This is a genomic window from Ignavibacteria bacterium (genome assembly GCA_013177855.1).
Classification (GTDB): domain Bacteria; phylum Bacteroidota; class Ignavibacteria; order Ch128b; family Ch128b; genus Ch128b.
Genome location: JABLYA010000008.1, coordinates 22,046 through 47,125, shown reverse-complemented (window position 1 = coordinate 47,125; position 25,080 = coordinate 22,046). Strand labels below are relative to the sequence as shown.

The 25,080-nt window shown below is 26.2% G+C and carries 24 protein-coding genes; 11 read left to right on the top strand and 13 right to left on the bottom strand.

The window, feature by feature from the left end; translation table 11 throughout:
• The 8 genes from HPY57_16110 to HPY57_16075 form a co-directional block, all read right to left on the bottom strand.
• On the bottom strand, positions 1-139 hold a 139-nt coding region (locus HPY57_16110; protein NPV13285.1), incomplete at its 3' end, for a hypothetical protein.
• A gap of 244 nt (positions 140-383) precedes the next feature.
• Positions 384-770 (bottom strand): hypothetical protein, encoded by a 387-nt coding sequence (locus tag HPY57_16105; GenBank protein ID NPV13284.1) that lies wholly within the window; start codon positions 768-770, stop codon positions 384-386.
• Positions 771-788: 18 nt separating this feature from the next.
• Complete coding sequence (locus HPY57_16100; protein ID NPV13283.1) at positions 789-1,007, bottom strand: hypothetical protein; 219 nt, start codon at positions 1,005-1,007, stop codon at positions 789-791.
• Positions 992-1,363: a hypothetical protein gene (locus HPY57_16095; GenBank protein ID NPV13282.1), complete on the bottom strand. Its 372-nt coding sequence runs from the start codon at positions 1,361-1,363 to the stop codon at positions 992-994. Before HPY57_16095 ends, HPY57_16100 begins: the two co-directional genes overlap by 16 nt.
• Before the next feature lie 114 nt (positions 1,364-1,477).
• Positions 1,478-1,837: a hypothetical protein gene (locus HPY57_16090; GenBank protein NPV13281.1), complete on the bottom strand. Its 360-nt coding sequence runs from the start codon at positions 1,835-1,837 to the stop codon at positions 1,478-1,480.
• Complete coding sequence (locus HPY57_16085) at positions 1,834-2,739, bottom strand: hypothetical protein (protein NPV13280.1); 906 nt, start codon at positions 2,737-2,739, stop codon at positions 1,834-1,836. Before HPY57_16085 ends, HPY57_16090 begins: the two co-directional genes overlap by 4 nt.
• Positions 2,740-2,820: 81 nt before the next feature.
• Positions 2,821-3,786 carry a hypothetical protein gene (locus tag HPY57_16080; protein ID NPV13279.1) on the bottom strand — a complete coding sequence of 322 codons (966 nt, stop codon included), beginning with the start codon at positions 3,784-3,786 and terminating at the stop codon, positions 2,821-2,823.
• 341 nt (positions 3,787-4,127) lie between these two features.
• Positions 4,128-4,487 carry a hypothetical protein gene (locus HPY57_16075; GenBank protein ID NPV13278.1) on the bottom strand — a complete coding sequence of 120 codons (360 nt, stop codon included), beginning with the start codon at positions 4,485-4,487 and terminating at the stop codon, positions 4,128-4,130.
• Positions 4,488-4,567: 80 nt separating this feature from the next.
• Here HPY57_16075 and HPY57_16070 point away from each other — a divergent pair, with 80 nt between their 5' ends.
• The 7 genes from HPY57_16070 to HPY57_16040 all read left to right on the top strand — a co-directional run bounded on the left by HPY57_16070 (position 4,568) and on the right by HPY57_16040 (position 15,773).
• Positions 4,568-10,747, top strand: a complete 6,180-nt coding sequence (locus HPY57_16070; protein ID NPV13277.1) for a hypothetical protein — start codon at positions 4,568-4,570, stop codon at positions 10,745-10,747.
• 2 nt (positions 10,748-10,749) lie between these two features.
• On the top strand, positions 10,750-11,616 hold the full coding sequence (locus tag HPY57_16065; protein NPV13276.1) for a hypothetical protein: 867 nt from the start codon (positions 10,750-10,752) through the stop codon (positions 11,614-11,616).
• Between the two features lie 271 nt (positions 11,617-11,887).
• Complete coding sequence (locus tag HPY57_16060) at positions 11,888-12,382, top strand: hypothetical protein (protein ID NPV13275.1); 495 nt, start codon at positions 11,888-11,890, stop codon at positions 12,380-12,382.
• 73 nt (positions 12,383-12,455) lie between these two features.
• Entirely contained in the window at positions 12,456-12,989 is a 534-nt protein-coding gene (locus HPY57_16055; protein NPV13274.1) for a hypothetical protein, read from the top strand.
• Between the two features lie 98 nt (positions 12,990-13,087).
• On the top strand, positions 13,088-14,986 hold the full coding sequence (locus HPY57_16050; protein NPV13273.1) for a hypothetical protein: 1,899 nt from the start codon (positions 13,088-13,090) through the stop codon (positions 14,984-14,986).
• 164 nt (positions 14,987-15,150) lie between these two features.
• On the top strand, positions 15,151-15,381 hold the full coding sequence (locus HPY57_16045; protein ID NPV13272.1) for a hypothetical protein: 231 nt from the start codon (positions 15,151-15,153) through the stop codon (positions 15,379-15,381).
• Positions 15,378-15,773, top strand: coding sequence for a hypothetical protein (locus tag HPY57_16040; GenBank protein ID NPV13271.1), 396 nt, complete (start codon positions 15,378-15,380; stop codon positions 15,771-15,773). The genes HPY57_16045 and HPY57_16040 overlap by 4 nt, the downstream gene beginning before the upstream one ends.
• On the opposite strand, the gene HPY57_16035 is transcribed toward HPY57_16040, so the two are convergent.
• Genes HPY57_16035 through HPY57_16025 form a run of 3 tightly spaced genes read right to left on the bottom strand, consistent with a single transcriptional unit; the run spans position 15,762 to position 17,939 of the window.
• Entirely contained in the window at positions 15,762-16,145 is a 384-nt protein-coding gene (locus HPY57_16035; GenBank protein ID NPV13270.1) for a hypothetical protein, read from the bottom strand. The genes HPY57_16040 and HPY57_16035 overlap by 12 nt on opposite strands.
• A 1-nt stretch (position 16,146) precedes the next feature.
• Positions 16,147-16,635 (bottom strand): dihydrofolate reductase, encoded by a 489-nt coding sequence (locus HPY57_16030; protein ID NPV13269.1) that lies wholly within the window; start codon positions 16,633-16,635, stop codon positions 16,147-16,149.
• Between the two features lie 14 nt (positions 16,636-16,649).
• Positions 16,650-17,939 carry a hypothetical protein gene (locus HPY57_16025; GenBank protein ID NPV13268.1) on the bottom strand — a complete coding sequence of 430 codons (1,290 nt, stop codon included), beginning with the start codon at positions 17,937-17,939 and terminating at the stop codon, positions 16,650-16,652.
• A gap of 94 nt (positions 17,940-18,033) precedes the next feature.
• Here HPY57_16025 and HPY57_16020 point away from each other — a divergent pair, with 94 nt between their 5' ends.
• From HPY57_16020 to HPY57_16005, 4 genes are all read left to right on the top strand, one after another.
• Positions 18,034-18,777, top strand: a complete 744-nt coding sequence (locus HPY57_16020; GenBank protein NPV13267.1) for an ATP-binding protein — start codon at positions 18,034-18,036, stop codon at positions 18,775-18,777.
• Position 18,778: 1 nt separating this feature from the next.
• Entirely contained in the window at positions 18,779-19,654 is an 876-nt protein-coding gene (locus HPY57_16015) for a hypothetical protein (protein NPV13266.1), read from the top strand.
• A 356-nt stretch (positions 19,655-20,010) separates the two neighbouring features.
• Positions 20,011-20,199 carry a hypothetical protein gene (locus tag HPY57_16010; GenBank protein NPV13265.1) on the top strand — a complete coding sequence of 63 codons (189 nt, stop codon included), beginning with the start codon at positions 20,011-20,013 and terminating at the stop codon, positions 20,197-20,199.
• A 5-nt stretch (positions 20,200-20,204) separates the two neighbouring features.
• On the top strand, positions 20,205-20,462 hold the full coding sequence (locus HPY57_16005) for a hypothetical protein (GenBank protein ID NPV13264.1): 258 nt from the start codon (positions 20,205-20,207) through the stop codon (positions 20,460-20,462).
• Positions 20,463-20,535: 73 nt separating this feature from the next.
• Here the strand turns inward: HPY57_16005 and HPY57_16000 are convergent, their stop codons facing one another.
• Positions 20,536-21,093, bottom strand: a complete 558-nt coding sequence (locus HPY57_16000) for a hypothetical protein (GenBank protein NPV13263.1) — start codon at positions 21,091-21,093, stop codon at positions 20,536-20,538.
• A 102-nt stretch (positions 21,094-21,195) separates the two neighbouring features.
• Complete coding sequence (locus HPY57_15995) at positions 21,196-25,068, bottom strand: hypothetical protein (protein NPV13262.1); 3,873 nt, start codon at positions 25,066-25,068, stop codon at positions 21,196-21,198.
• Between the last annotated feature and the right edge of the window lie 12 nt (positions 25,069-25,080).

Here is a 25,080-nt window from a genome sequence, read left to right as displayed (position 1 = left end):
TATACTTATTAAATGATATTCCTTCAATATCCAATTTATCAAAGAATGAAATTTCTTTATCTATAATATGATTTGGGGTTTCATTAAAGTACTTATCAAGTAGTTCTAACGATTTTTTTAAATGTGCTTTCATTTTCATTTCTTTTTCCGAATAGATAATTTATATTTTTTATATTTATCTTTATCATAATCTAATGCTCTAAATTCCTTTATATTTTTCATATCCTCAATTGGAGCTGAAATTTATTTAACACCTACGATTCAACGTTTGCTGTTCTATCGTTAAATACCATAATAAATAGTTTACAAAATAAATTAAAAAAATGGAAATAAAAAAATTATCTCCATATTTTATATTTTATATATTACTTTTTGTAAATAGTTTAAATTGCTTCACTTTCTATAATTTTTATAATCTCTAAAGGTTTTGTTATAGGTATAAATTGTTCATTAATAAGTATATATACTGATATTTTATCTGTTAATATCATAATTTTATTATAATTTACTATAAATGAGAAACCAAAAAAATCATCAACTTGTTCATATGTAATTGGTGACAAGTTTGATATTCCTTTTATCGTTTTAAGATAAACATAATAAGGTTGAAGTAGTTTTTCATATAAAGCCATTTTATCTGTTATTGTTGTAGGTATCGACATCATATTTTGTGCATTATTTTTACCTGTTGTAAAACTATTTGGTTTTATAGATGTTGAAATTGACATCATATCTTGTGCAAATGCTTCAATTTTTTTTAAATATTTCATTTTCTAATTTAATAATTTTTATGTTGGTGATATAACATATACTGATTTTTTCTTTGTATTCTTTGTTTCACGATCATCATAACCTGTTTTTTTTGGTGGTTTTTTTTCATCTTCTTCAACATAAAACATATAGTAATTTGTATCTATATAATCAGGTACAGGTTCATTATATAAATCTGGATAATTCATAGACACATATGTTTCATATGTCATTATAAATTTCATTTCTTTAGCCATTCACCTCTTATTTTATCAATAAAATCAAATATTTCTCTATCTGAACATTGAACACCTTGATCAAAGAAATAATCTTCTATCATTGATGGTGATAGTTTATCAACTCTACCGACTATACCAGGTGCGCCTTTACCGTCACCGTAACCAGTCCAATCGTTGGCTAACCATTTATTAAAATTTTGAACATTTAATATTCTATTTTTAGTAAATTGATCAACTTCACCACCTATACCATCTTTTGGTTTTGAAATATTTTCCAAATTGTCGTAATTGGTTTTGTGTAACATACCACCTAAAAATACTTCGAAAGTTTTTATAAATTTATTTTTAGATGTTGTTTTTATTGTGTATCTCATATTTTTAAATTATTTTTTATAATAAATAACTAGTATCATCCAATTCTTCTCTATTTCTAATTTCATCCAATAATTGCAATGATAGATTGTACATTTTCATTAATTTCCATATACCTATTTCTTATTTTTTGGCAAATCTTTAACGATTTTATATTTTAGAATTGTTTTACCATTTACAGTTGGTTGATTTTCATCATCTTTTCCTATTTTTTTTACAATAATTTTTTTATTTTTAAATCTACCACCACGAAGTTCATCTCCAACCTCAATATTTAGTTTTATTTTTTCATTCATTTCTTGTACAAATTCTTCTGCAACTTCATATGGACATTTTTCATTTTCCCAATCTTCCATAAACGTTTCAGACATTATGGAACCATTATAACCAAGATTGTGAACCTGATTAATAAATATATCAAACCATTCTTCAAATGTTTCATAGTTTTTTATGAAATCTAAAAATCTTGTCTTCATTGAAATTTTTTATTTTTATACATTTGTTTAAGTTTTATAGATTCTATTCTCATTTCCATCAATCTTCCAGTGTAAAGATAAAACATAAATGCAGTCTCAACCATCATCTTACCAAATGTTTTTATCAAATCATGAATATTCAATCTAGTACCATATTTTTCTGAATATTCTACTTCAAAATTTATAAGATATTCGTCTATTACAGGTAAAGAATTATATTTTTGTTCTAAATTTTTAATTCTCAACATATCTTCTTCACTTTTAGCTTGTTCATATTCCTTGGCTTTTTCTGCAAGTTTTTTATTATCTTTTAAAAAATTATAAATTTCATCTGCTGTAGCACCAGGTTTTATGTTAGCTATATTTTCTGAAATTTTTTTCATAACCTGTTCAAACCTTCTACCGTAAATTCTTTGCAAAATTCTATTGAAATTTTTCATTGTATATAATTTAAATTCGGCTGTTGTATCATCTAATATTTTCATTTCTTTTTGTACCATTCTTTGTGCTTTTGGTCTTTCTTGAAAATTACTACCAACCAATTTATAAATTATATGTTTTGGATTAACACCTATAAGTAATTGTGTTCTTGTTTTTGGTTCTCTTTCTTCTACATTATATGAACCCCAATTACTATTATCATAATTAAAATATTGAATCATATATTCATCATTACCTAAATTAATAATAACTTTAATATATTTAACAGAAATTTCTAAAAACATTCCTTTCTCATTTTTTTTCAATTCTTTTTGTAAATCTTTTTTGAAACCCAATCTTTCCCATTTTGCATCTGGTTCCAACTCGTAGTTATATTGAATGTTCTTCATTACTTCATTAGGTATACCAAGAGCAGTTAATGAAGACTTTTCAAATATATCATATGTTTTTAAATATTTCATATTCATATATATTAAAAAATATAATTATAAAAAAACCCAGTTCCGAAGAACTGGGTTTTCATACATAATAGTTGATGATTTTTATTCACTATCAAGTGAGAAAAAGTCATCGGCATCGATTGCCTTATTTTCAATTGGTGATTCTTCTTCATCTCTTGAAACTTTTGAAGAATCGTTTTTGCTTTTCTTAGCACCCTGTTCAGCAACAAGTATATCTTTTCCACTAAGAATAGAAATAACTTGTGTTACTTTGTTTTGAATAGTATCATCCCATTCTTTTGCCTTATGGTCGTCAAGATTGACTGTTCTATTAAGAAGAAATTTTTTAATTTTAGCCTGAACCTTAGCGTTAGTAATTTTACCATCATCATCAACAGGAGCTGTTTTAAATTTATTACTTGCTTCATCATAAAGTTTAATAGGTGATACTTCTAAGAATGAAGAAGCTTCATAGTTTTGAAAACCGCCTTTTTCTTTAATAATAAGTTTAAAATCTTTGCCTTTTGCAAGGTCAAATACATTACAAGGTGTACCTGTAACTTCGCCATTTCTTTCAGAATTAATCTTTTCTTTAATAGTATATCCATAAGGATAAATCATAATTTTACCAACTAATTCTGGGTTTTGTTCATCTTCGATGATGAGAACATATGAATAATACTTTGTTGTTCTCTTAATCAATTCTGCTTTTTCATTATCTGCAGCGTTTTTACTGTTTTTCAATTTCCAATATTCTGTGCAAAGTTCACAATTTGGTTCACTGTTCTTACGGCAATCATAATAACCAGCAAGGTTTGATTCGTTCTTCATATCAACATAGTGAATATGCTTCTCGATTGCAGAAGGACCAATTTTACCATTTTCTAATAAGTTTGGAAGGAATCTTAAAGTTGCACGATAACCAACTTTCTTATCAATTGCATCTTTTAAGTTTGGACGGTAAATACCATCATTGTTTGTTGTGGTTTTGTCAAACACAGACATTGTTTCATCATTTGCTTCTAAGCCTGAAAACAAAAAATCATCAGCTAAAAATTCTTTACTCATAAAGCCTTAAATTTTTTTTATATGAAGCCAAAATTTCTTCGTGCCTTTAAGCCGTTTAAAACCTTTAATGCTTCACAATGATTTTTTAAGGAAATCTAACCTAAAGCTAAAAAATCTTTCTAATTAATATATTCAATATTCGAATAAAAGTTAATTTTTTTTTATCGAATTACTTTTGATTCATTAGTTAATTAATCTTTTCAATCCAAAAGAATATACCTACAAATCTATATATTGTTTTAAAAAAATGACTTTTGTACCAAATTGTTACAATTTGATATACAATAAGTTACATATATGTAAATGTATGATTATTAATAATTTATAAATGTAGAAAAAATTCAATTTTTTGATAAATTTTTTATTTTTAAATTATTAATATCATCAATTACCAATTCTGGATTTGAAAAGTAGTTCTTTATTTTTTCTTCATAGTGTTCATCTTCCAGTATTTTATACTTAATCATTGTGTTAAGAGCTACTATTATTAATTGTGTTGTAATATTTTCAATATTTGTTTCTTTTACAATTTGTAAAATATTTTTTTCGATATCTAAGCAAAAATTATTATAACTTTTGTATTTGTTATCTATTCCAAGTTTATCTAATATTTCATTAACATTATCCATGAATTGTTTGATTTGTTCATATTCATCACAAAATTGGTTTTCTATAAAAGTTTTTATCTCCTTTAAATCCATTGTTATACAATCATTTTTTATTATATATTTCTTTTTTGTAATGTCTATTTTAATATATAATAAAAAATTAAAAATACAATATGTCTGCACCAGCAAGATATGATGATTTAGGAACAGTAAATGCAGTAAAATTATTACCAAAGATAGATTCATACAACGGATATATCAAATTATATACAGAATTAGATTCTCACATAGAAGAAGGTGATACAGTTTTTATAACATTTAGTGGTGATACAACACAATTAAATATAGCAACCGACATAATATTAGATAATTATACATACATTATATATGATAATGATTTTATCTATAATCAATTTGCTCAAGGTTATAAGGTTATATACGTTGATAAAATGAATAATTCATTCGTTATTAATAGATTTATATTCACTATACCAAATGGTAAGAAATTGTATGGTCATTATGTTTCAAGAGTTGTTTGTAATAATATAGTTATAAATAAAGCTAAAATTGATGGTACACTTTTTAAATATGGTGTTATCGATTCATCTGGTATGACAAGTAATATAGTTTTTCAACAAGGTGTTGTGTTAGATGGTGATGTGATAGATTGTGATATAATAGACAAATATACAAATAATTATGTTTCACTATTACTTAATTATACAGATAGTACAAATACATTTATCAAATATTCAAATTTAAATAACAACGATTATGGTTATTCATATTTTTATAATTTAAATTCATCACTAGTAAATTGTAATATATCAAGTGGTAACTATTATCATTGTCATATTGAAAATACAACTGGTTCAGAAAAATATATTGATGGTGGATATTTTTATAATTGTTTAATAGATGAATATCATATATATGATGGATATTTCCATAATACAGAACAATTAACAAATGAATGTGTGTGGCATTATGGAAAATGGGATGGTGAGACATTTACACTAAATAAGTGGGAAGATGGTATTTTTTTAAATGGTACATTTGGTGCACCAAATCAAAAAACTATATGGCAAAATGGTCTTTTTCTAAATGGTAATTGGAAAGGATTAATTTGGGCAAATGGTGATTTTAGTGGAGGTGTATTTTTAGGTACAGGTTATACAGAATACTCAGGACAAAAAATTGGTACACAATGGTTTAATGGAAAATTTAAAGGTGGTGTAATGACAAATGGTGCATTTAACACAATTTTCTGGAAGGATGGAGATGTTTATGGTGGTGAATTAAATAATGTTGTATTCAATTCTGGTAATATTTATGATGGTGTTTTTTATAATATTACTGCAAAAAATGTAAATATTTATGGTGGTGATTTTAAAACAATTAAAGGAACAACACCAAAATTTAATACCTTTGCTAATAGTACAATATATAATGGTAATTTTTCTAGTAAATGGTGTGGACCAAAATATATTATAAGTAATTTTCATCCTGCAATATTATCATATACTTATGGATATAATGAATTTTCTGATTCAAAAATAAATAATGGTACTTTTAAATATCCTATATTTTATAATTTTAATACAATATATGATGGTGATTTTGAAAATGGATTTTTTTTATCACCAACAGATATTTATAATGGTAAATTTTATGGTGGTTATTTAAATAAAGTAGGAATAAAAATTGGTCCACTAAATTCTTCAATAAACATAAGATCAAATTTATTTAATTCTGAAAAAGTTACAATGAGTAAAGGTTCAATCAGAAGTAAAATACTACTCAATGATTCTGGTGTTACAGAAACAAAGATTTATATAGAATTTGATAATGGTCACAACTTCAACGAATATGATGCTGGTAAAGTTATTAGCTTAATAGGTTTTAATTCACAGGAACTATATAATACAGATTCTGTTATTATTGAAAAAAATAAATATTTTGATTTATCAAAACCAACATCAATGTTAGTTAGTAGTTATACATACGAATATGTAGAACCAATAGGTGATAATTATATAATAATAGAAAAACCATATAAGAGTTGGATGTTTGGAGACACTGGTCTTATTAAGAAAATGGAATGGACAACATTATTACCTCTAGTTGCATCTGCATCAACGGATTATTATAACATATATAATGGTATATTTAATAATTCTAATTTTTTTGGAAATATTAATATTTATAATGGTGTGTTTAATAATGCAACAATGAAAAATGGTATCCAATGGTATAATGGTATATTTGATGGTGGTATATTCCAAAGTCAATCTGGTAAAAGCGATAATATTTGGTATGATGGTCAATTTTATAATGGTGTTTTTGGATTAAATGTACTTGGTCAAAAAGAAACATCGAGATTAACTTTTTTTATTGATAAATGTGAAATTGATAATTCTTCATTAGGTCCTCAAACGAGTACAACATACTTATTAAAAGCTATTTATCCATTAGTTTATAGTAAAGTTGTGAATGAACCAGAAATAATTACCAATACAATTTCTGCATTTTTAACGAGTGATAATACACTTTCACAAGATTGGGTTAGAATGGTAACAGATGATAGATCAAAGAAATATATGAACACTTCAGTTTGGGGCCGTGAAACACCATATGCACAATCTGATATAACTTCAGGTTCAGTTGATTATTTTATATCACCTTATAATTTTGTTTTCAGAATTGATTGTAATTCATATGAATCTAGAATGACTTTGAAAAAAATGTTAGATTTTGTTGCTTCAGATACATCATATAATGTTTCAATAATAAGTCCATCAGATCCAGTAAATATATCAGAAACTATTATGATAGGTGAGACTGTTGTTACATATACAAGTAGAACTTACCGTACATTCCAGGAAATGTTTGGTATGAATTATGATTACGTTGAATATATTATGGGTGCACAATCTGGAAGTACATATCCGATATATATTATTTTCAGATTCAATACAATCAAAGATTTATATGATAATTGTACAGATAGTGAAAAAGAATTATTTGCTCTAAATTTTAGAAATGTTTGGTCAATTGCTAATACAGGTTATTATACTCACCCAATGCCTGTTTTATATGAAATGATGATAGGCGGTGGAACAAGTGATTATGGTAATGAAGATATACAAAAGGTAGGTAAAATGTCTATTAAATTATCAGATGGTACTTATGTCACTAATAATAAATGGATATATGGAACTTGTCCACCACCTTGGTGGATTAGTGGCTCAACAACACCATATATAAATTGGGAAGTAATGTTTACTGAAAATGGAATTACATCTACTTTAATTGATTCCGTAGGAACATATACAAATAGCATCGGTTCAAAAATATCAAATAATGGTATAACCTGTGATGGTTATACGATACCAGAAAATCTTATATCAAGTAGAATTTACGATTCAATTAATAGAAGTGTATATGATGTTGATGAATTATCTACAACAAATTATCAAACACCTTACATGAGAAGAAGATTTACAGAATGGTTATTTCATTACATATATCAACATAAAAATCATTCAGGTTATAATTTCTCATCATCTGGTGTAAGTTTTAGACAAATATATAATGATCAAGTATTAGTAGATCCTAAATTTAATATTGTGAAAGATTTTAGAACACAATTAAATTGTAAATTAAATAATTTAATTTATAATTCACAAGTATTCAAGTGTCAAGTTATTGGTCACGCTGTATATTTTGATAACAATTTTAATTTAAGTGATTATTTTTCAATAGGAGATAAAATATACTTAGAAAATACAACAGTATTATCTGGTGTATACTTAGAAAATACAACAGTATTATCTGGTGGTGTTACAACTTCTTTTGCAGCATTCGCTTTATCATCAAGTCTGCCTGTAGCTGATACAACACTAGATGATGGAGAATATACTATTACAGCAATATCAGGATATAATTATTTAACAAATAGAAGTAATATATTATGGATTACTGGTTTTGGTGTATCAGATACTACTAATAGTTCGGCTAACGCATATATAATGAATCAAGGATTAATAGTACCATATTATTACTATGTAGGTAAAAATGGTGTTTATAGTAATATGATTTCACAATGTAATTCTGAAACATTCTTTCATATGGCACCATATAATAATACTAATACAGGTATAACATTAAATCCAGAATATAGTGAAACAGCAAATACTTTTATATCTTTAAATTATAAAAATCAAACTAATAAATTGGGTATAAGAATGCAACCTATATTCCATACTTATTATCCTGATCCTGGATTTTATGTTAATATACCTAGTTTAGCTACTTCTCAAGTTTATTATCAACATAGAAACGTATATTATTGTGAGGTAACAAAACCTGGTGCTTATTACAGATTAATATTCAAAAATGTTATGCCTTGGAGTTTTGCTACTGGTGATACTTTTCAAAACGCTCAATTACTTCCTTGTTTTTTTGGTGGTATAACTGGAAATTCAAGTTTATCTTCATATTTAAATCCAACAAATATTAAATCGGCTTGGAAATATGATGAAAATTCGACAAATTGGATATCATTAAGTTATTATTCGGATACATCAATAAATAATAAAATTAAAGGTACTTGGAGAGTTGGTAATTCTGGTATTACAGGTGGAAATTTCTATGTAGAAATAATAGATCCTAATTTTAATAATGTGCCCGCATTTACTTTACCAACTGGTCCAACAGGTTATGTTCATGTTGGTATAGAACCTACACCATCTTGTGCTGGAAAGATTGTTAATATTATGTATAAGAATGAAGATGGTGTAATAAAAACTATAAATACTACTATTTTAGATTATGATTTTATAAATAAAGCATATATTTTTGATGTTTCTCCTGCTGGTGTATATATAAATGCTACAGATATTTGGTTAGGTACGAATATGAAATCTTATAATGTATTCAATTTATCTACAGGTTTTACATTGACATCACCTTATACTGTTGCAACACCTTCATTCAATCCTCAAATTTCATATAATGTTCAAAATTGGAATTCAATATCACCATTCTCAATGACTAAATCAACAGTAACATTCCCTAATTCATTTGAAAAATTATCTATTAATCCTTACAGAGATTATTTAATTTCAACAATAATAAAGTATTCAGGTTCAACAATTAATGAATCATCACCAATAAGTGCACAAAGAATTGTTAATATCAATGATATTCCAAAAACAACACCAGTATCGAATGTATATGATTCAACACTTAATAAATTAATTTATAAGGATCTTACACAAGAAACATTAATAGGAGAACCAACAAAAATATATCAAACTTCAACGCCTATTGGATATTCAAGTGGTTGGTCAAATAATGGTAGAAATTATGAACAAGAGAAATCTATTACGGAAGATTATTGGAATAATACACATTTATTAGAAAAAATAACTTTTATAAGAACAAAAACTAGTTCGGTTGAAATACTCACGACTGATAAAATTCAAATTGAAATTTTATCAAATTATAATACAAATATGAGACCTATAATAAAGGAAGTTAATTTTTTAGAGAAAATGTCTGATAATGAATTTAAATCATTGTATCCAAACTATCATATAGATTCTTATTCTGGTATGACAAAATTTGGTGTATACCAAGTAGAAAGCAATGATAGTCAGAATAGGATATGGTCTTATATGAAATCAAATATTGCTAATAATTTACCTAATGATTTAGTTTGGTATTATGGAGACGTAGATTATAGTAATTATCATAATTTTCAAGATGCTGCTTTATTTAGTGTTTATCATTCATACATGAAAAATAACCTATCAAATTATTCAAGTTTTGATATAGACGATGTATTTATGAGATATTTATTTTATGATATGAAAAATTCTTCATCTGGTTACAGTAATATCTACAATAATATATTGACAGAAAATGACAAAGAAAATTTCAAAAATTGGAATAGTAGGGTGCAAACAAGTACACAAAACTTTAATAAAAAAGCAGGAATACAGATTTATTCAAGGAATGTAAGCGCAAATATAAGTGATTTCAAAGATCAATGGTATAATGGTGAGTTTTATGGTTATAGATTCGAAGGTGGTTGGCATGGTGGTAAATGGATTTCAGGTAATTGGTTTGGTTGGAATTTATTAAATACAGATGAAACAACAACAGGTGATACGGCTTTTATAAAACCATCAGATTTTGATTTATCAGCTAAGCAAAAAGTTAATTACGAAACAAATTATACTTTATTAAAAAAGAAGAAAAAATATTATGATATTGCTCCTTGGGATGAAGCAAATAAAAATAATAGTGAAACTATAAATTTACCATTAAGAAAAAAAGATAGATAACTATGAAAATCATTAATTCGATTGTTGATTTTTTCAACAGAGTATTTAGTAATAAATACATTAAAATTACATTAGTTGTAATTATATTAATTTTAATTGTTCTATTATTTAGAACTTGTAATAAATTAAAAGAAGAAAAATTGGATCATAAAAGAGATGTTGCGATGTATGAGAATAATCTTGTTGCAATGAAAGACTCATTAAGAACATATTATGATAAAGAATTGGATAGAATTGTAACTGAAAAAACATCATATCTGATTAAAACCGTTGATGATATGCAAAAATATAATGAGAAATTTTATAATGAATTTAAAAATATGAAAGGAATGGTCGCTGGTATTCAAAGTGATGTTAGTGTTATTGTACCTACTTTAATTAGTGAACTTACAGATATATTTGTAGATCCAAAAGATTCTAATAAATATACAATTCCTTGGAATTTTAATTATAGAGATGAAGGTTTTATACAATCATTATATGGAAGAACTCAATTTAGAATTAATCCAAATACTTGTAAAGCATCTCCATTACAATCAATATTAGATACAAATTATTTTAATATTAGTTTAAGATATTCTTTAACAGAAGAAAATAATAGGTACATTGTAAAAGCATTTTCACCTTCAAAATTGGTTAAATTTACTGAATTAGATGGTGCTTTAATTATTGATAAAGTTATACACGAAGCTAAAACTCCTAATAGATGGGCATTTGGACCATATGCAGGTATTGGTTTAAATACTGATATAAAAGGCGAAAACACGAGATGGGGTTGGAGTGTTGGTTTGTCATTAACATATAATATGTTTGCGAAAACTGAAGGTAAAAAGTCAATAAAAGATCTATTCAAAAATACGACTGAATAAATTAAAATACAAAATTCAATAAACTAAATAATTAATCCCTTATATATTAAAGAAAATTATTTTTTATAATTTTTATGTTAAATTATTGTCAATTTTTAATATATAGTATTAAAATAAATAAATTAGTTAGTGATAGTGATTTAGATAACTTGAATAAGGAACTTGAAGGTACTAGATAGAAATATTTTGGTTTCATGATATAGAAATAAAAAGGTGTGTAGAAAAAACGATTTTTATATTTAATATATAATTAAAAAAATAATGTTTTAATATGAAAAATACATTTGATTTTAAATCTTTTAGAAATTTGAAAAAAGGAAATTCATTAATTACAGAAGATGTTGTAGATATGGGTGTTGATTATAGAATTCGTGGTTTTGATGTACCAAAAACATTAGTTAATGCTTTTAAGAAAAAAGCTAAAGATTCAGGTTACGATATTTCTGGTAAATTCGCTGATACAGAATTAGCTGAATTTATTGCAAAATATATTCAAACTAAATTCTTAACAATTGATAACTTACCTCTTGATGTATTAGGTGATGAATATGCTGGTGTACAAATTCAGACAAAACCTGTTCAAACAGTACAACAAGAACAAACTTCACAAAAACCTGAAGGACAAAATATTCAAGCACAAGTAACTGCTCAAGAAATACCTGCTAAAGAAGGAGGACAAGGTCAAGGTGCGATCCAAGGACAAAGTCAGACACAAGGTCAAGGACAAACCCAAGGACAAAGTCAAGTCTCTACACAGGAAATTTAATCAAACATAAACCCAATCATCTAAATCTTCATTTGGACAGTTGGGTTTATTGTTTAAATTTAATTTAAATAAAATGTTAAAAAGGTTTACAGATTTTACCAATGAAAAAACTTCTATTGCTAAGCCTAGCGATAGTAAAGTTATTGCTATACCAAAAAAAGAAGTTAAATCACAATCAATAGAACCAAAAATTCCTAAAAAAGAAACTCCAAGGTGTCAAGAACCTAAGGAACCTAAAATGGAGAAATTTGAATTTGTTGGTAAGATAGCAAAATTTCCTGGTAATATTAAACCTTCTGTTTCTTTGGTGTTATTAGAAAATAATAAAGTTAGCAAAGAAAAACTGCACTATATTATTAGTGAACAAACACCTGATACTTTAGTTGTTATAAAATATAATGAAAATGCTGAAATCAAATTGACAGAATTTATTACAATATTAATGCAATATTATATGAAAAATGAACAATTAAGACAACCATTTAGTAAAATTGTTGTTGAAGGAACAGAACATTACTCAATAATTAAAAATATTCCAAATATATTATTTGGTGAAAGAAAACTCATTCAAGTAATAAATGATGATTTAGTCAAGTTACTAAAATAAAAAAAACGTTTAACTTAAAAACCACACTCAAAAAGTGTGGTTTTTTATTTTAATATTTTATTTTTTATATATAATAACATAAAAATAATACTAAGTATATGTTAAAGAATTATAGTCTTTTTTCAAAGAAACAAAAAGAAGAATTAAACGAATCTGCTCCAAGAATTCCAAATGATGAGAAATACTGGGCAAAAAAAGGAAAACCTGATAAAAAAGTAGCTTTATATTTTCATGATGATTTAGATGGTATCTATTCAGCTATTGCAATGAAAGGTTATTTAGAAAAAAAAGGTTTTGATATTGTTCAGTATGGTATAGTAAACTATCAAGAAGGTTGGACAACAACAGTATTAGATCCAAAATTAATTAATATAGCATTAGACTATGCAGAAAATGTTGAAAACATTGATGTTTATATCGACCACCATGGTGAATTTAAAGAAGGTGAAAATAAAGGTAAACCAACAGCAGTAAAAACAAAAACATCTTCTGCATACGAAGGTATTATGGATCAATTAGGTCTACCAGTTGATGGAACAGTTGTTAATGTTATTGACATGGTTGACTCTGCAAAATATGACGATTATAAAGTTGATGTTAAAAGTATTATAAATTTCGATTTTAAACAATTCAAAAATAAATTGGAATTTGCAGCAGCGTTTAATCAATTATTAAAAAGAAGTGACCATAAGACTTTTATTGAAGTTGTCGCTAATTGTAAAGATATTAATCCTTCAGTTTACAACATATTTAGATTATTTAGAATTTTATATCCAGCAAACAACTTAAACAATATTGAAATTAAAAAATATGCTCAAAATGCTGGATTTTTAACAGATGATGGAAAACCAGATGTTAAAGCTTTTATTGAAGATATTAAAAGGAAAAATCCAAAAGTTATGAGAGAATTTGAAAAAGACTTTTTAGATGATGCTTATTGGAGATTAGGTCAAATGAAATCGAGAGTTTGGGGTGGAGATCAATATGGTGCAAAACAATATATTGATTCACAAGAAACATTTAAAAAATTATTCTGTACTACAGGTAAAGGTGGAAACCCAAAAGTTCATATGCCAGGTTATCAAATCATTGGCAACTTGTGTTTTGTGCCATCTGGTACTTGGGCAAATGCTTTAAGAGCAAGAGCAATATTAGAACGTGATTTAGAATCTGATGAAAGAATTCCACTTATTAAATATAATGTTGCCAAAAATAGTCCTTTATATGAAGATTTAAAATTAAGAAATGGACAAACTAGAGAATTAGTCGGTGATATTAAAAAATCAACTGCAGTTGAAGCAACATTAGTTGTAAAACAAGATGTTACAGATAATGAAAAAATTGAAGGTATTAGAGGTGTTGTAGTTGTTGATGGTGATAATGTTGTTTTTGAAGCTAAACAACCAATATTCTGGATATTATTACAATATGGAAATACATTACAAGTTGCTACACTGCATAAATTTGATTTATATGTTAAGGAATATTTACCAAAATTAAAAGATGGTACAACTATTGATGATTTAGGTAAATACTGTGATAACCTATTATGTAATTTTATTAGAAATTTTGGATACAATAAAAATTATATACCTGAAATGACTACAAAATCTGGTGGACACAAAGGTATTGGTTCAATTAGTAATATCTTTGGTGAAGTTCAAAATCCAGATTTATTATTAGCCGTTGAAGATTGTGAAGGCGGTAAACAATATCAATTGCCAGACAGTGCAAGAAAATTAATGAAAAAATATCAAGGTGTTAAATTTTTAGATATGATAAAAAATAAAATGATTTCCGACTTATCGGGTATTAAATTTGATATAACTATTCAGTGGGGCGATCCTGATGAAAAACCAGCACCAAAACCTAGAGATGAAGATATGAATAAAAGGGTTTTGAAAAAAGATCAAATCAGAAAAGTACAAGATGTTGAAAATCAATATAAGAAATGGAAAGAAGAAGACATTGCTCAAATAAATGCAAATTTAAAATAAATAAAGACTTTATTTTTTACAAAAATAAAATTTATTAAAAACCACTTTACTAGATGTAAATTAAAAACCTGAAATATATCCGTTTTTGTTAGATAATATGATAAATTGGTTCGCTTTAACAATCTTTAATTTTTAATATATAATTAAAAATAAATCTTATATCTATGAAAAAAACATTTCAATGGTTAATACTAACTAAATATGGAAGATTAGTATTGGCTTTATTTTTTACAGTATTGTTTCAAGTATTAAGTGATCAATTAGATAATAACACCTTAGGTTGGATAGGACTTGGATTTTTTGCTTATATTATAGTTTTTACATTATATGTAATAGTATATGCTTGGATAATAAATCCTATAAAAATTTGGAAAGAAAATAAAAAATTAAAATGATAATACTTACAATATTTTTTATATTAATTGCTGGTATTTTTAAAGCTATTATGGATACCTTACAATTTCATTTTGATAAATCTATATTTATTAATAATAACAAAAATTGGTGGAATCCATCAATCAGTTGGAAAAATAAATATAAAAATAACGATCCTAAACAAGGTCCGAAGTTTTTTGGATCTACTACATTTTTAGTAAGTTTAACTGATGCTTGGCATTTCTTCCAAATGTTATTTCTAACAAGTATTTTCTTAGGATTGGTATTCTACATACCATTTTTCTCAGTTAGTTATACTTGGATATTTGATTTTGTTATTTATAGAATAATTTTTAGTAGTTCTTTTAATTTATTCTATGATTACTTATTAAGAAGTAAATCATCTTTTTAAAGACTTTAATACTTGTTCCTGAATATCTGATTCTGATAATTCAGGATACTTATCTTTTATTGATATATAGAGTTCATGTGATTCCTTTTTTAATTTATTTAATTTATCAAATAATGGATTTAATTTATTTACAATTTTATTAATATTTTTATCTATTTCTGCTAATTGTTCTTTCAAATCTTCTTTTGCTATTTCAACAGGTTTATCTTTATTTTTATCAACGTATATCTTATTTTCTTCCATAATAATTTCTATTCTTTTCTTATAGGAAGAAATTTCTTTTTCCTTTTCACCAATTTCATTAATTATTGCAATAAAATTTTCTCTAATTCTGTTTGCTTCATTTAAATATCTTTGATTTATTTTAATCATATTATTTAACTTTTTTTAATATTGTGAAAGAATAATCATAAGAATGTGTATCATCCTTACATAATTCTTCATGATTTAATATTTTCCATTGATAATCAAATATAACTGGTGCATATGTATCGCCTTCAACATCAACATGAACTGTTGTCATATAAATCTTATCTACGTAAGGTAGAAATAATTTGTAAATCATTCCTCCACCAATTATAAACGATTCATCATTATAATTTTTTACAAAATCCAAAACCTCATTCACAGTTTCTAACACAATTACACTTGGGTCAGGTGAAAATGTTGGATCATCATTACACAATACTACGTTTAATCTATTAGGTAATGGTTTATTTGGTAAAGAATCATATGTTTTTCTACCCATTATGACTATTTTATTGCTAGTTAATTTCTTAAATAACTTTAAATCATTCGGTAAATGCCATAATAACTTATTATCTTTACCGATAACACCATTATCTGATGTTGCAAATATCATTGATAAACTTCCCATTATTTAATATCGCTTTCTTTTGCTGGTATATATCCTTTTGATTCTGCTATTTCAGGAATCATATCGATAACCTTACCTTTTTTATCTAAATATTTAAATGTTAATTTTCCAGTTTTTGTTGGTTTGCCAGGAATAAGCACGATTGTATCTTCTTTTGAATCAATATTTTCATTAAGTTTTGATTTTTTATTCTTTGGAACATTTTTAATAGCTCTTTTTTGATTTTGATTTTCTTTTTCTATCTCTTCATCTGGTAGATAACCATAAATATTCTTATAAAGTTGATTATATATTTCTTTCTTAATGTTTTTAAAATCATCAAGGAAAGTTTTAAATAATTCATCCGCATAGAATTGTATAATATCACCTTCAAAACCATCAGCTATTACTTTTATAAAATCTGGTTTAGAAATCTTATCTTTTATTTCTAATTTTATTGTAACATTATGATTTCTTTTGAATTTCTTAAATATGGCTATTGTAGGATCTTCACCTTGAATTTGTTGTTGTGTTATGTTGTTTACAGTAACTTGTGTTGCATTCTGTTCATATGGATAAACAGTTTCATCAACTATAACCTTTGGATTTTTTAATGGTTCTATATTTTGATATCCTTTACTTATTCTATATTTTCTTATTTTATCTTCATAAGGATCTTTACCAGTTAATTCTATTTGTTGTTGTCTGAATATTTCTTGCGTTTCGGTCAAACCATTTTCATTTAAAACAACTTTTGGTTGTGGTTTTTCCAAATTCTTAACAAGTTGATCAACAGCTTTATCATCATTTTCATCAACAAAATTAGCTTGAATATTTGTTCCCATATGTTTGTATTTTTCTAATAATGTTTGCTTTTCATTATCTAAATTTCTAACCTGAATTCCAGGATTTTGTTGTTCTTGAGCTGATAAATCTCTAACAACAACTCTCTGTGATTCAGGAGCATCTACATATTTAGATGTATCTATTTTCATCAAACCATCAATACCTTTAATATTAGCTAACGAACTTGTTGGATTTAAAAAATCGATAGGATCGACTGGTACATTTGGACCAGAATTAACAGCAACATTTTCTACTATTTGTTGTTTTGGTGGATTTACTTGAATTAAAGTTTTTTGGTTTAAAAATGACTCTGCATCCATAGATTGGTTTGAGTTTACAGCGGCATATTTTTGTGCAAAAAGTTGTTTATCTATTTTCATACCATTGTTTAGAATGTAAAAATTACCTTCATCAGACATAATTCTTACAATTTCTTTTGTTTCAACATGAATAAATTGATTCATATATTAAATTATTGTTTTTTAGTTATATTTCATTTTATTTTAAAAGTTTTCAACTTTTACATTTTATATATAATGGAAATAAGAACCAAATAATATGTATATTTATAAATTTAAAGAATTTATTACTGAATCAATATCTGAACCGATTCCAGAATTAAATAAAAAATCAAAAAATATGATTTTTTTACTTGGTGCACCTGGTGTAGGAAAATCTGAATTTATAAATTATTTTTTGATTCCTAAAATGAGTAACTATAAAATATTTGACCCAGACAAATATTCTGATTATCTTATAAAAATTAGTAAAGAACCAGTTATAAGAACACAAAAAGAAAAATATCAAAAATTTCAAGATATCAAAAAAACAATAAAAAGATTACAAACAGAATATGATATTCCAATTGAATTAACTGATGAAGAAATAATGGATATTATAAATAAGAATATTTGGGTTAAAGACATTGATAGATTAATTGATATACATCTTAATAATTTTATGACTACTAATAAATATTCTGATATAATATTTGATACAACTGGTAATAGTTTTAATAAGATTAAAAAATATTTTGAAATGGCTAAAGAAAATAACTATAATATAATATTTATAAAAATAGTGGCTGATGTAAAAACTGCAGTATTTTCAAATCTAAAAAGAGGAAGAAGAGTTCAAATTGATTATCAATTAGATACAATTGAAAGGAGTTTTGAACTTGAAAAGAAATATATGGATTTAAAACCAAATGCTTTTTATGTCTATAATAGAGATACTAATATTTTATCAAAATATGAAAATAATAAACTGATAATTAAAAAACAAAAATTAATAAAAAAGTAATATGGCAAATCTAAGATATAAAGAATTAAAATTTGAAGGTAAAACCTACACAAAGAAATATCAAATAGATGAGATATTGTTAGAAAATGGTTTTAATTGGTTTCTTGATGCAGAAATAGAAAATGCTAGAATAGAAATTATGAAAGAAACATTAATTTTCAATGCTGGTATATGGTATAATGGTGTATGGGAATATGGCGTAATTCGTGATATTGATTGGAGAGCAGGCACATTTAAAAACGGTGTTATTTATAATGGTATTTTTAAAAGAGTGACTGTTGAAAGGGGTATTATTTTTAATGGTACATTTTTAAAAGGTGATATTTTATTTGCAGATATTAGAGGTGGTGAATTTAAAGATGTTAATATATCTAAAAATGTAAATCAAACAGAAAAAACACAACAACCAGAAACACAAATTCAAACCCAGATTCAAGGTGAACCAACAATTCAAACTCAAGGTAAGATTCATGGTCAAACAGGTCAAAAAATTCAAACTCAAATTGAGGAAAAATATAATCCAAGAGTGATGAAATATGGAAAATTTATAAATGAATTGTTTCTTGGTGGTAAACTTAATGAAAATGACAATCCAAATTTAATAGTTGTGGATAATGGTGATAGATATATAATAAATAAAATGAACTTGGAAAGAAAATTATACAGATTCTTTCGTGAAAATAATAAGATAGAAGAAGGACACAATAATAATGAAATTCTAATTACATATGAATATGAAGCATCTGGTACTAATAATCCAAAAGATATAGCAGATGCTATGGAATATTTAGAAAATTTACCTGGAGTTGAAACCGTCATTCATAGAATGGGATTTTATTTTGAAATTACATTTGATAAACAAGTTGAAATAAAATAAAAATTATGAAATATTTCCCAAAATAAACTTTTGCATTTTTATTCATATAAATTAAATGAATGTTATCAAAATAAATGATATAGAAATTCTTGAGGATGGTAACCGTTATTATATTTTAAATGGTTGGAACAATACCTGGTTCTAAATTCAGCAAAACAACAACAAAGACTTTCAATGTCGCTTCATATCCATCAACGATTATATCAAAAATAAAATATTGTAGTAATAATTCAAATTTAAGAGAAGAAAAATTAAAGAGATTACTAAAGAAACCCAGTAGGTTAAAAAGAATTTTTAATAAAATTTTTTAATACTAAAAATATACCTTATTTTTGTATTATCAAATAATTAAAAAAATGAAAAATATGGATTCAACATATGAAAAAATGAAAAAAGCAAGAGAAATTGCCTTAAAGAACGCAAAAATAATTTTAGCAGAAGCAGGAATAACTGAAAATAATGAATATTACTCAATTAGATTGTATGAAATGCAATTTAAGATATATCATGAACTAAAATTATGCTTAGATATACATACGGAATAAGTAAAATGAAAAAACAAAAGATAAATTTTACACAAAGATTCAAAAATATTAGGTTATTCAAAAAACCACAACAACAAAAATGTTTTTTACTTGCTATTATGCACAAGTTTTTTAAACCAGTAATTTTTTGGGAATGGACTGATATTGCACTATGTTTAAGAATATATCAACAAACAAAATTTTCTAATTATTACATAGGAGTTGATATACAAGTATTGTGGCTCAATATATGGGTACAATGTTTAAAAAAAAACAAAACTTGAATAATACACAGGAACAGAAATGCAATAAAAAACCACTCATATGAGTGGTTTTATATTTTTGATTAGTAAATGCCTAATAATACATATCTTCCCAGTAATCTGCAACGAACTTAACAGTAAGTGATTGTAAGTCTGTTGATGACCAGTCCATATCTTCCCAACCACTAAAGTTAGTGATTTGAGCATTATGATATGTTACTCTTCTGATAACATGTCCTTCTTTATCGTGAGCATGGACAATAATATCAGAAATAATATTTTTCTTATAATGTACTGAACCATCTTCATTGTTCCATACAAGATCATACCAGTCTTTCATCATTCTAAATGTCATAACTTGATAGTCTTCATTAACATTCATGTTGAAATTAATATCCACGCTGGTATCAGTCTTATCAGGAAATGTTAAGAATAATCTAGTTGAATATTTAAATCTTTGAGTTTGTGTAGCGATGTCAGGATAAGTTGGAAATTTAACTGTTGTTGTATTTTCAAGTAATATCGTTTCATAACCTGGATGTAATGCTTGAATCGCAGGTGGTAAAATGATAACTACTTCATACAAATTTTTATAAACTGGTTCCCATATTTTATTATGGGAGTTTATATTCGTAAAATGAGCTAATGGCATATTTTTAAAAATTATTTTTTGTATACATTATATATAAATTATTACAACTTCATTTTTTTAATTTTTTGAGGGATCTTTTAAATCCCTCAAAAAATCAAATTATTATGCAAATCCACCAGATTCAATATCACCTTTCTTCAGGATTGTGATATTATTTGTAATAATACCCATACCTTTAATAATTTCAACATATGTATCAAGAACACCCATTTGTAAATCAATGATATAGTTTGTATTATTTGTTCCATCAATTACGTTTTTAAAGTTATATAAAGCGTCTCTGTCTTGCATATCTTTACAGATTTTATCAGCCCTATATTTAATTTCATTTCTGATTTCAGGAGTATTAAATCTCCATTGGTATCTTAACAACATATCATATAGTGCATTTTCAAGTTCAATTAAAACTTCTCTTGAATGGATTAAACTTAATGAACTATATGGAAATACTTGTGCTGTTGATTCTGAGTTGATGCAGTATCCATTATTAAGAACTTTAACAATTGGATTAAGATTCATTTGATATAAGTTTTCTAAATCTTCATTTGTAAAATCCATTTCAACGCCTGCTATGTCTATTACTCTACCGTGAGAAACACCAGCGCAAATTGTCCAAGGTTCAACTAAACTTGATGTTGATATGAATTTATTCATATAAGTTGTTGCTACCCAAGCTGCTGGTGGAACATCTTTTTGAATACCTTGATCATCAATTTTTACATATGGGAAGAAGTAACCAACACAAGAACGTCCAACACCAGAAGCAAATGAATATAGAAATGAAGGATTCTTTGTTTCATCACCACCTGATCTTAAATAAGCAGTATTCAAAGTTCTATCATCATTAACAAATGATGGATTTGAACTGTTTTTAAATGTTCTAACACTTGGTGCATTAATGAAACCAAAACAGTTTAATTTCATTCCACAAAGATCAACTAATTGTTGTTTTGAATTTGCTGTCAAACCTAAACCAAACGAATCAATCAAATATCTCCAAGAAATCCTATTCTTATTTGCAAGACCTTTAGCAAGATTTGTTGTTTTAGCTATAACATCAAGTATTGATGATTGTCTTTCTTCAGTTCCATTTGGAATTGAATCAGGATGAATTGTGAAAGGAATAAGTTTTATACCTTTGTATGTATCAACATACTCATCAATTTGAGGATATACTGTTGTTTGATAATCATAACCACCTCCTACTTTATCGATTTGTTCAATCTTAATAGGAGCATCCGTTTTAATAATTTTCAAATCAGTGTTATTTGAATCAATAGTTACACTAATAACTCTTGTTAATTTTCGAGGATCAGCACCATATAATTCACCACCTGCTTCGTATAAACTTTCATCATAATATGCTTCTAAAAAATCACCTTTTACGATTTCTGAATATCTGTTTTTATCTACTTTGATTTCATAAACCAAATTAGGTAATTTAGATTCATCTAATGATTCAATTTCAACTGTTTGTTTGTAACTTGATTCATTTGACCAGATAACAAGTTGTTCACCGTAGTTTGAAACCCAGTTAGTAATAGGTTGTGGTGAAACTCTATCTTCTGCCATAAAATCAATATACATTGTATCAACACCTTGAATCCAAGATTTTAAGTAAATCTTTGTTGTTGAACCGGTATCGTTATATTCATAACCATAATCCCAGTTATTGATTATGCCATTGTAAATATCAAGGTATATATCTGAATATTTACCGATTACACCATGTCCACTCAAACTTAAATCTTCAATTGGTGCTAATGAACTCCAAACTCTTGAAGTTGATGTTGTGCCAATCATAAATTCATTATCAAGGTAATAAATTAACCATTTATAAGGATTTGTGTTATAAAATTGAGTATAAGGATATGTTCCTGTATTAATTGTAATGCTTGCATTATAAGTTGTTGAGTAATCTGTAAATGTTGCTCCAATGATAGGATATTTATATCCTGTAAGATTATTAATAATAACACCTTTACCATCATCAAGATAAGATTCCATTTCATTATAAGCGGCTCTATATCTTAATTGAATATAATTTTTAAGACTTGCTACACCAAGAGTATTGCCGAATGTTAGAATAGCATAATTTACATTATTTACTGTATAACCGCTAAGTGTAATATCTGTTAATGGTAAATAACCAGTACTATCAATTGTTACAGGTGTATAATCGCAAAGGATTGCAAAATCTGTTTGACCTGTGCCTGGTGTTGCACCTGATATAATATGCAAATGAACATAACCTAAAATGATAGCATCGTTGTAATCTATTGTAAAATCAGGTAATTCTGCAGTGCCATTATTAGATTGAACACCTTTCAAAATATGAACTTCATCACTTCCTTCAGTAAGGTATAAAACATCATATCTTTCGATACCTGCTGAAATTGTGTTGATTGTTAAAGGTTCAAATTGATATTCAGTCAAACCAGTATTAAGAGTGTATTGAGCACCGCCGAGATTGAAATATGAGTTAATACTTGTATCAATTTCAATAGTTGCTCTTTGGATATATAATCCTGAAGGTACTGTACAACTATTATTTGTACAGAATACTATTGGAGAACCGCCTCTTGTTTCTGATAATGAATACCAACCATCGTTTGTTGAAGCGTCTTCAATGTAATAAATTTTATATGCTTCTAAACCTGCATAATCTTTGTTAAGATATACAGCATCACCAGCAACGAATGCTTTATGATAAATATTTACTGGAGGTGTATCAAAATCAACTGATGAAGCATAATCTGTACATAACCAACTCTTACCTGATGAATAAGCCGCTATTGTTATGTTAATCAAAGTTGAACCTGTGTCACCGATTGTTACATCATTAACATACCAGTTTGTTTTTGAACCAGTTCTACTGTTCTTTAGAGCAAAAGGATTTGATAACACAGTACTGTGATTACCAAATACATTATTATGTGCATCTAGTGATGTTTGAGCATAAGCCAATGATTCAACAATAGATTCTTTATAAGATAAGAAATCTATTGATGTATTTTCTAATCCTACAATACCATCACCAATAATATCTATTTTACCAGTTGGATAATCAGAATCTAATAATATGCTTTCATTGTAAGCACAGAAAAGACCAGTTTTATCTGTGTTGTTATTGATAATAGTTTTGATATACATATCTCTACCGTCAATATCTTTGAAATAAGGAATTAATGAACAATCATAGTAAGCAGCGACTGTTACATTTGTTTCATTAACAAAATCTTGTACTTTAGTTTTGTCTAAACCTTCTGATGTAAAATATTGTCCCCAAGTTGCATCAACTGAAAGATTGTCATAATCTGTCCAATCACCCATAACAACTAATACTGAAACCATATAATCAGAAATCCAATCTTTTGGATGAATGTATTGTGGAACTTTTGTTACACCACCATACCAATCTTCTGCTGTCACATCAAAACCTGTAATACTAGACTTATATAAGAAAACTGTTATAGTTTTTTCACCTAAGTTTGTAATATGTAAAAGTCTGTTATTGTCAGGTGTTGGATCATTTATATAATCTAAAAATGATTCATCATCTCTTATCCAAAAATCTTGTCTGTTAAAAATTCTTGAATAAGGCATTTGTTTTGTTGCAGCATTATTATATGATGAAGCACAAGATATTGATTTCCAATTTAATTTATCTCTTGTATCATTTGTACTTAATAAATTAAGTGCCCAAATTGGACCACTTTGCAACATTTTCAAACATGTTCTGTGGAAGAATGAACCTTTTCTTTCTAAACCCCTATCAATATCACCGAAAATAGTAATAAAATCATTTGGATTTGTAATATAGATTGGTCTATTTACAGGTCCTTTTTTAGAAAAACCTGGTACTAAATTAATTAGCACATTTTGTACTGGTAATTCTATAATTGAGTTATCGATCTCGTTTATAAAAATACCTGGTCTTTTGTATCTTCCTAAATCTTTTTCTTGAATTGGCATAATTTACTTTAT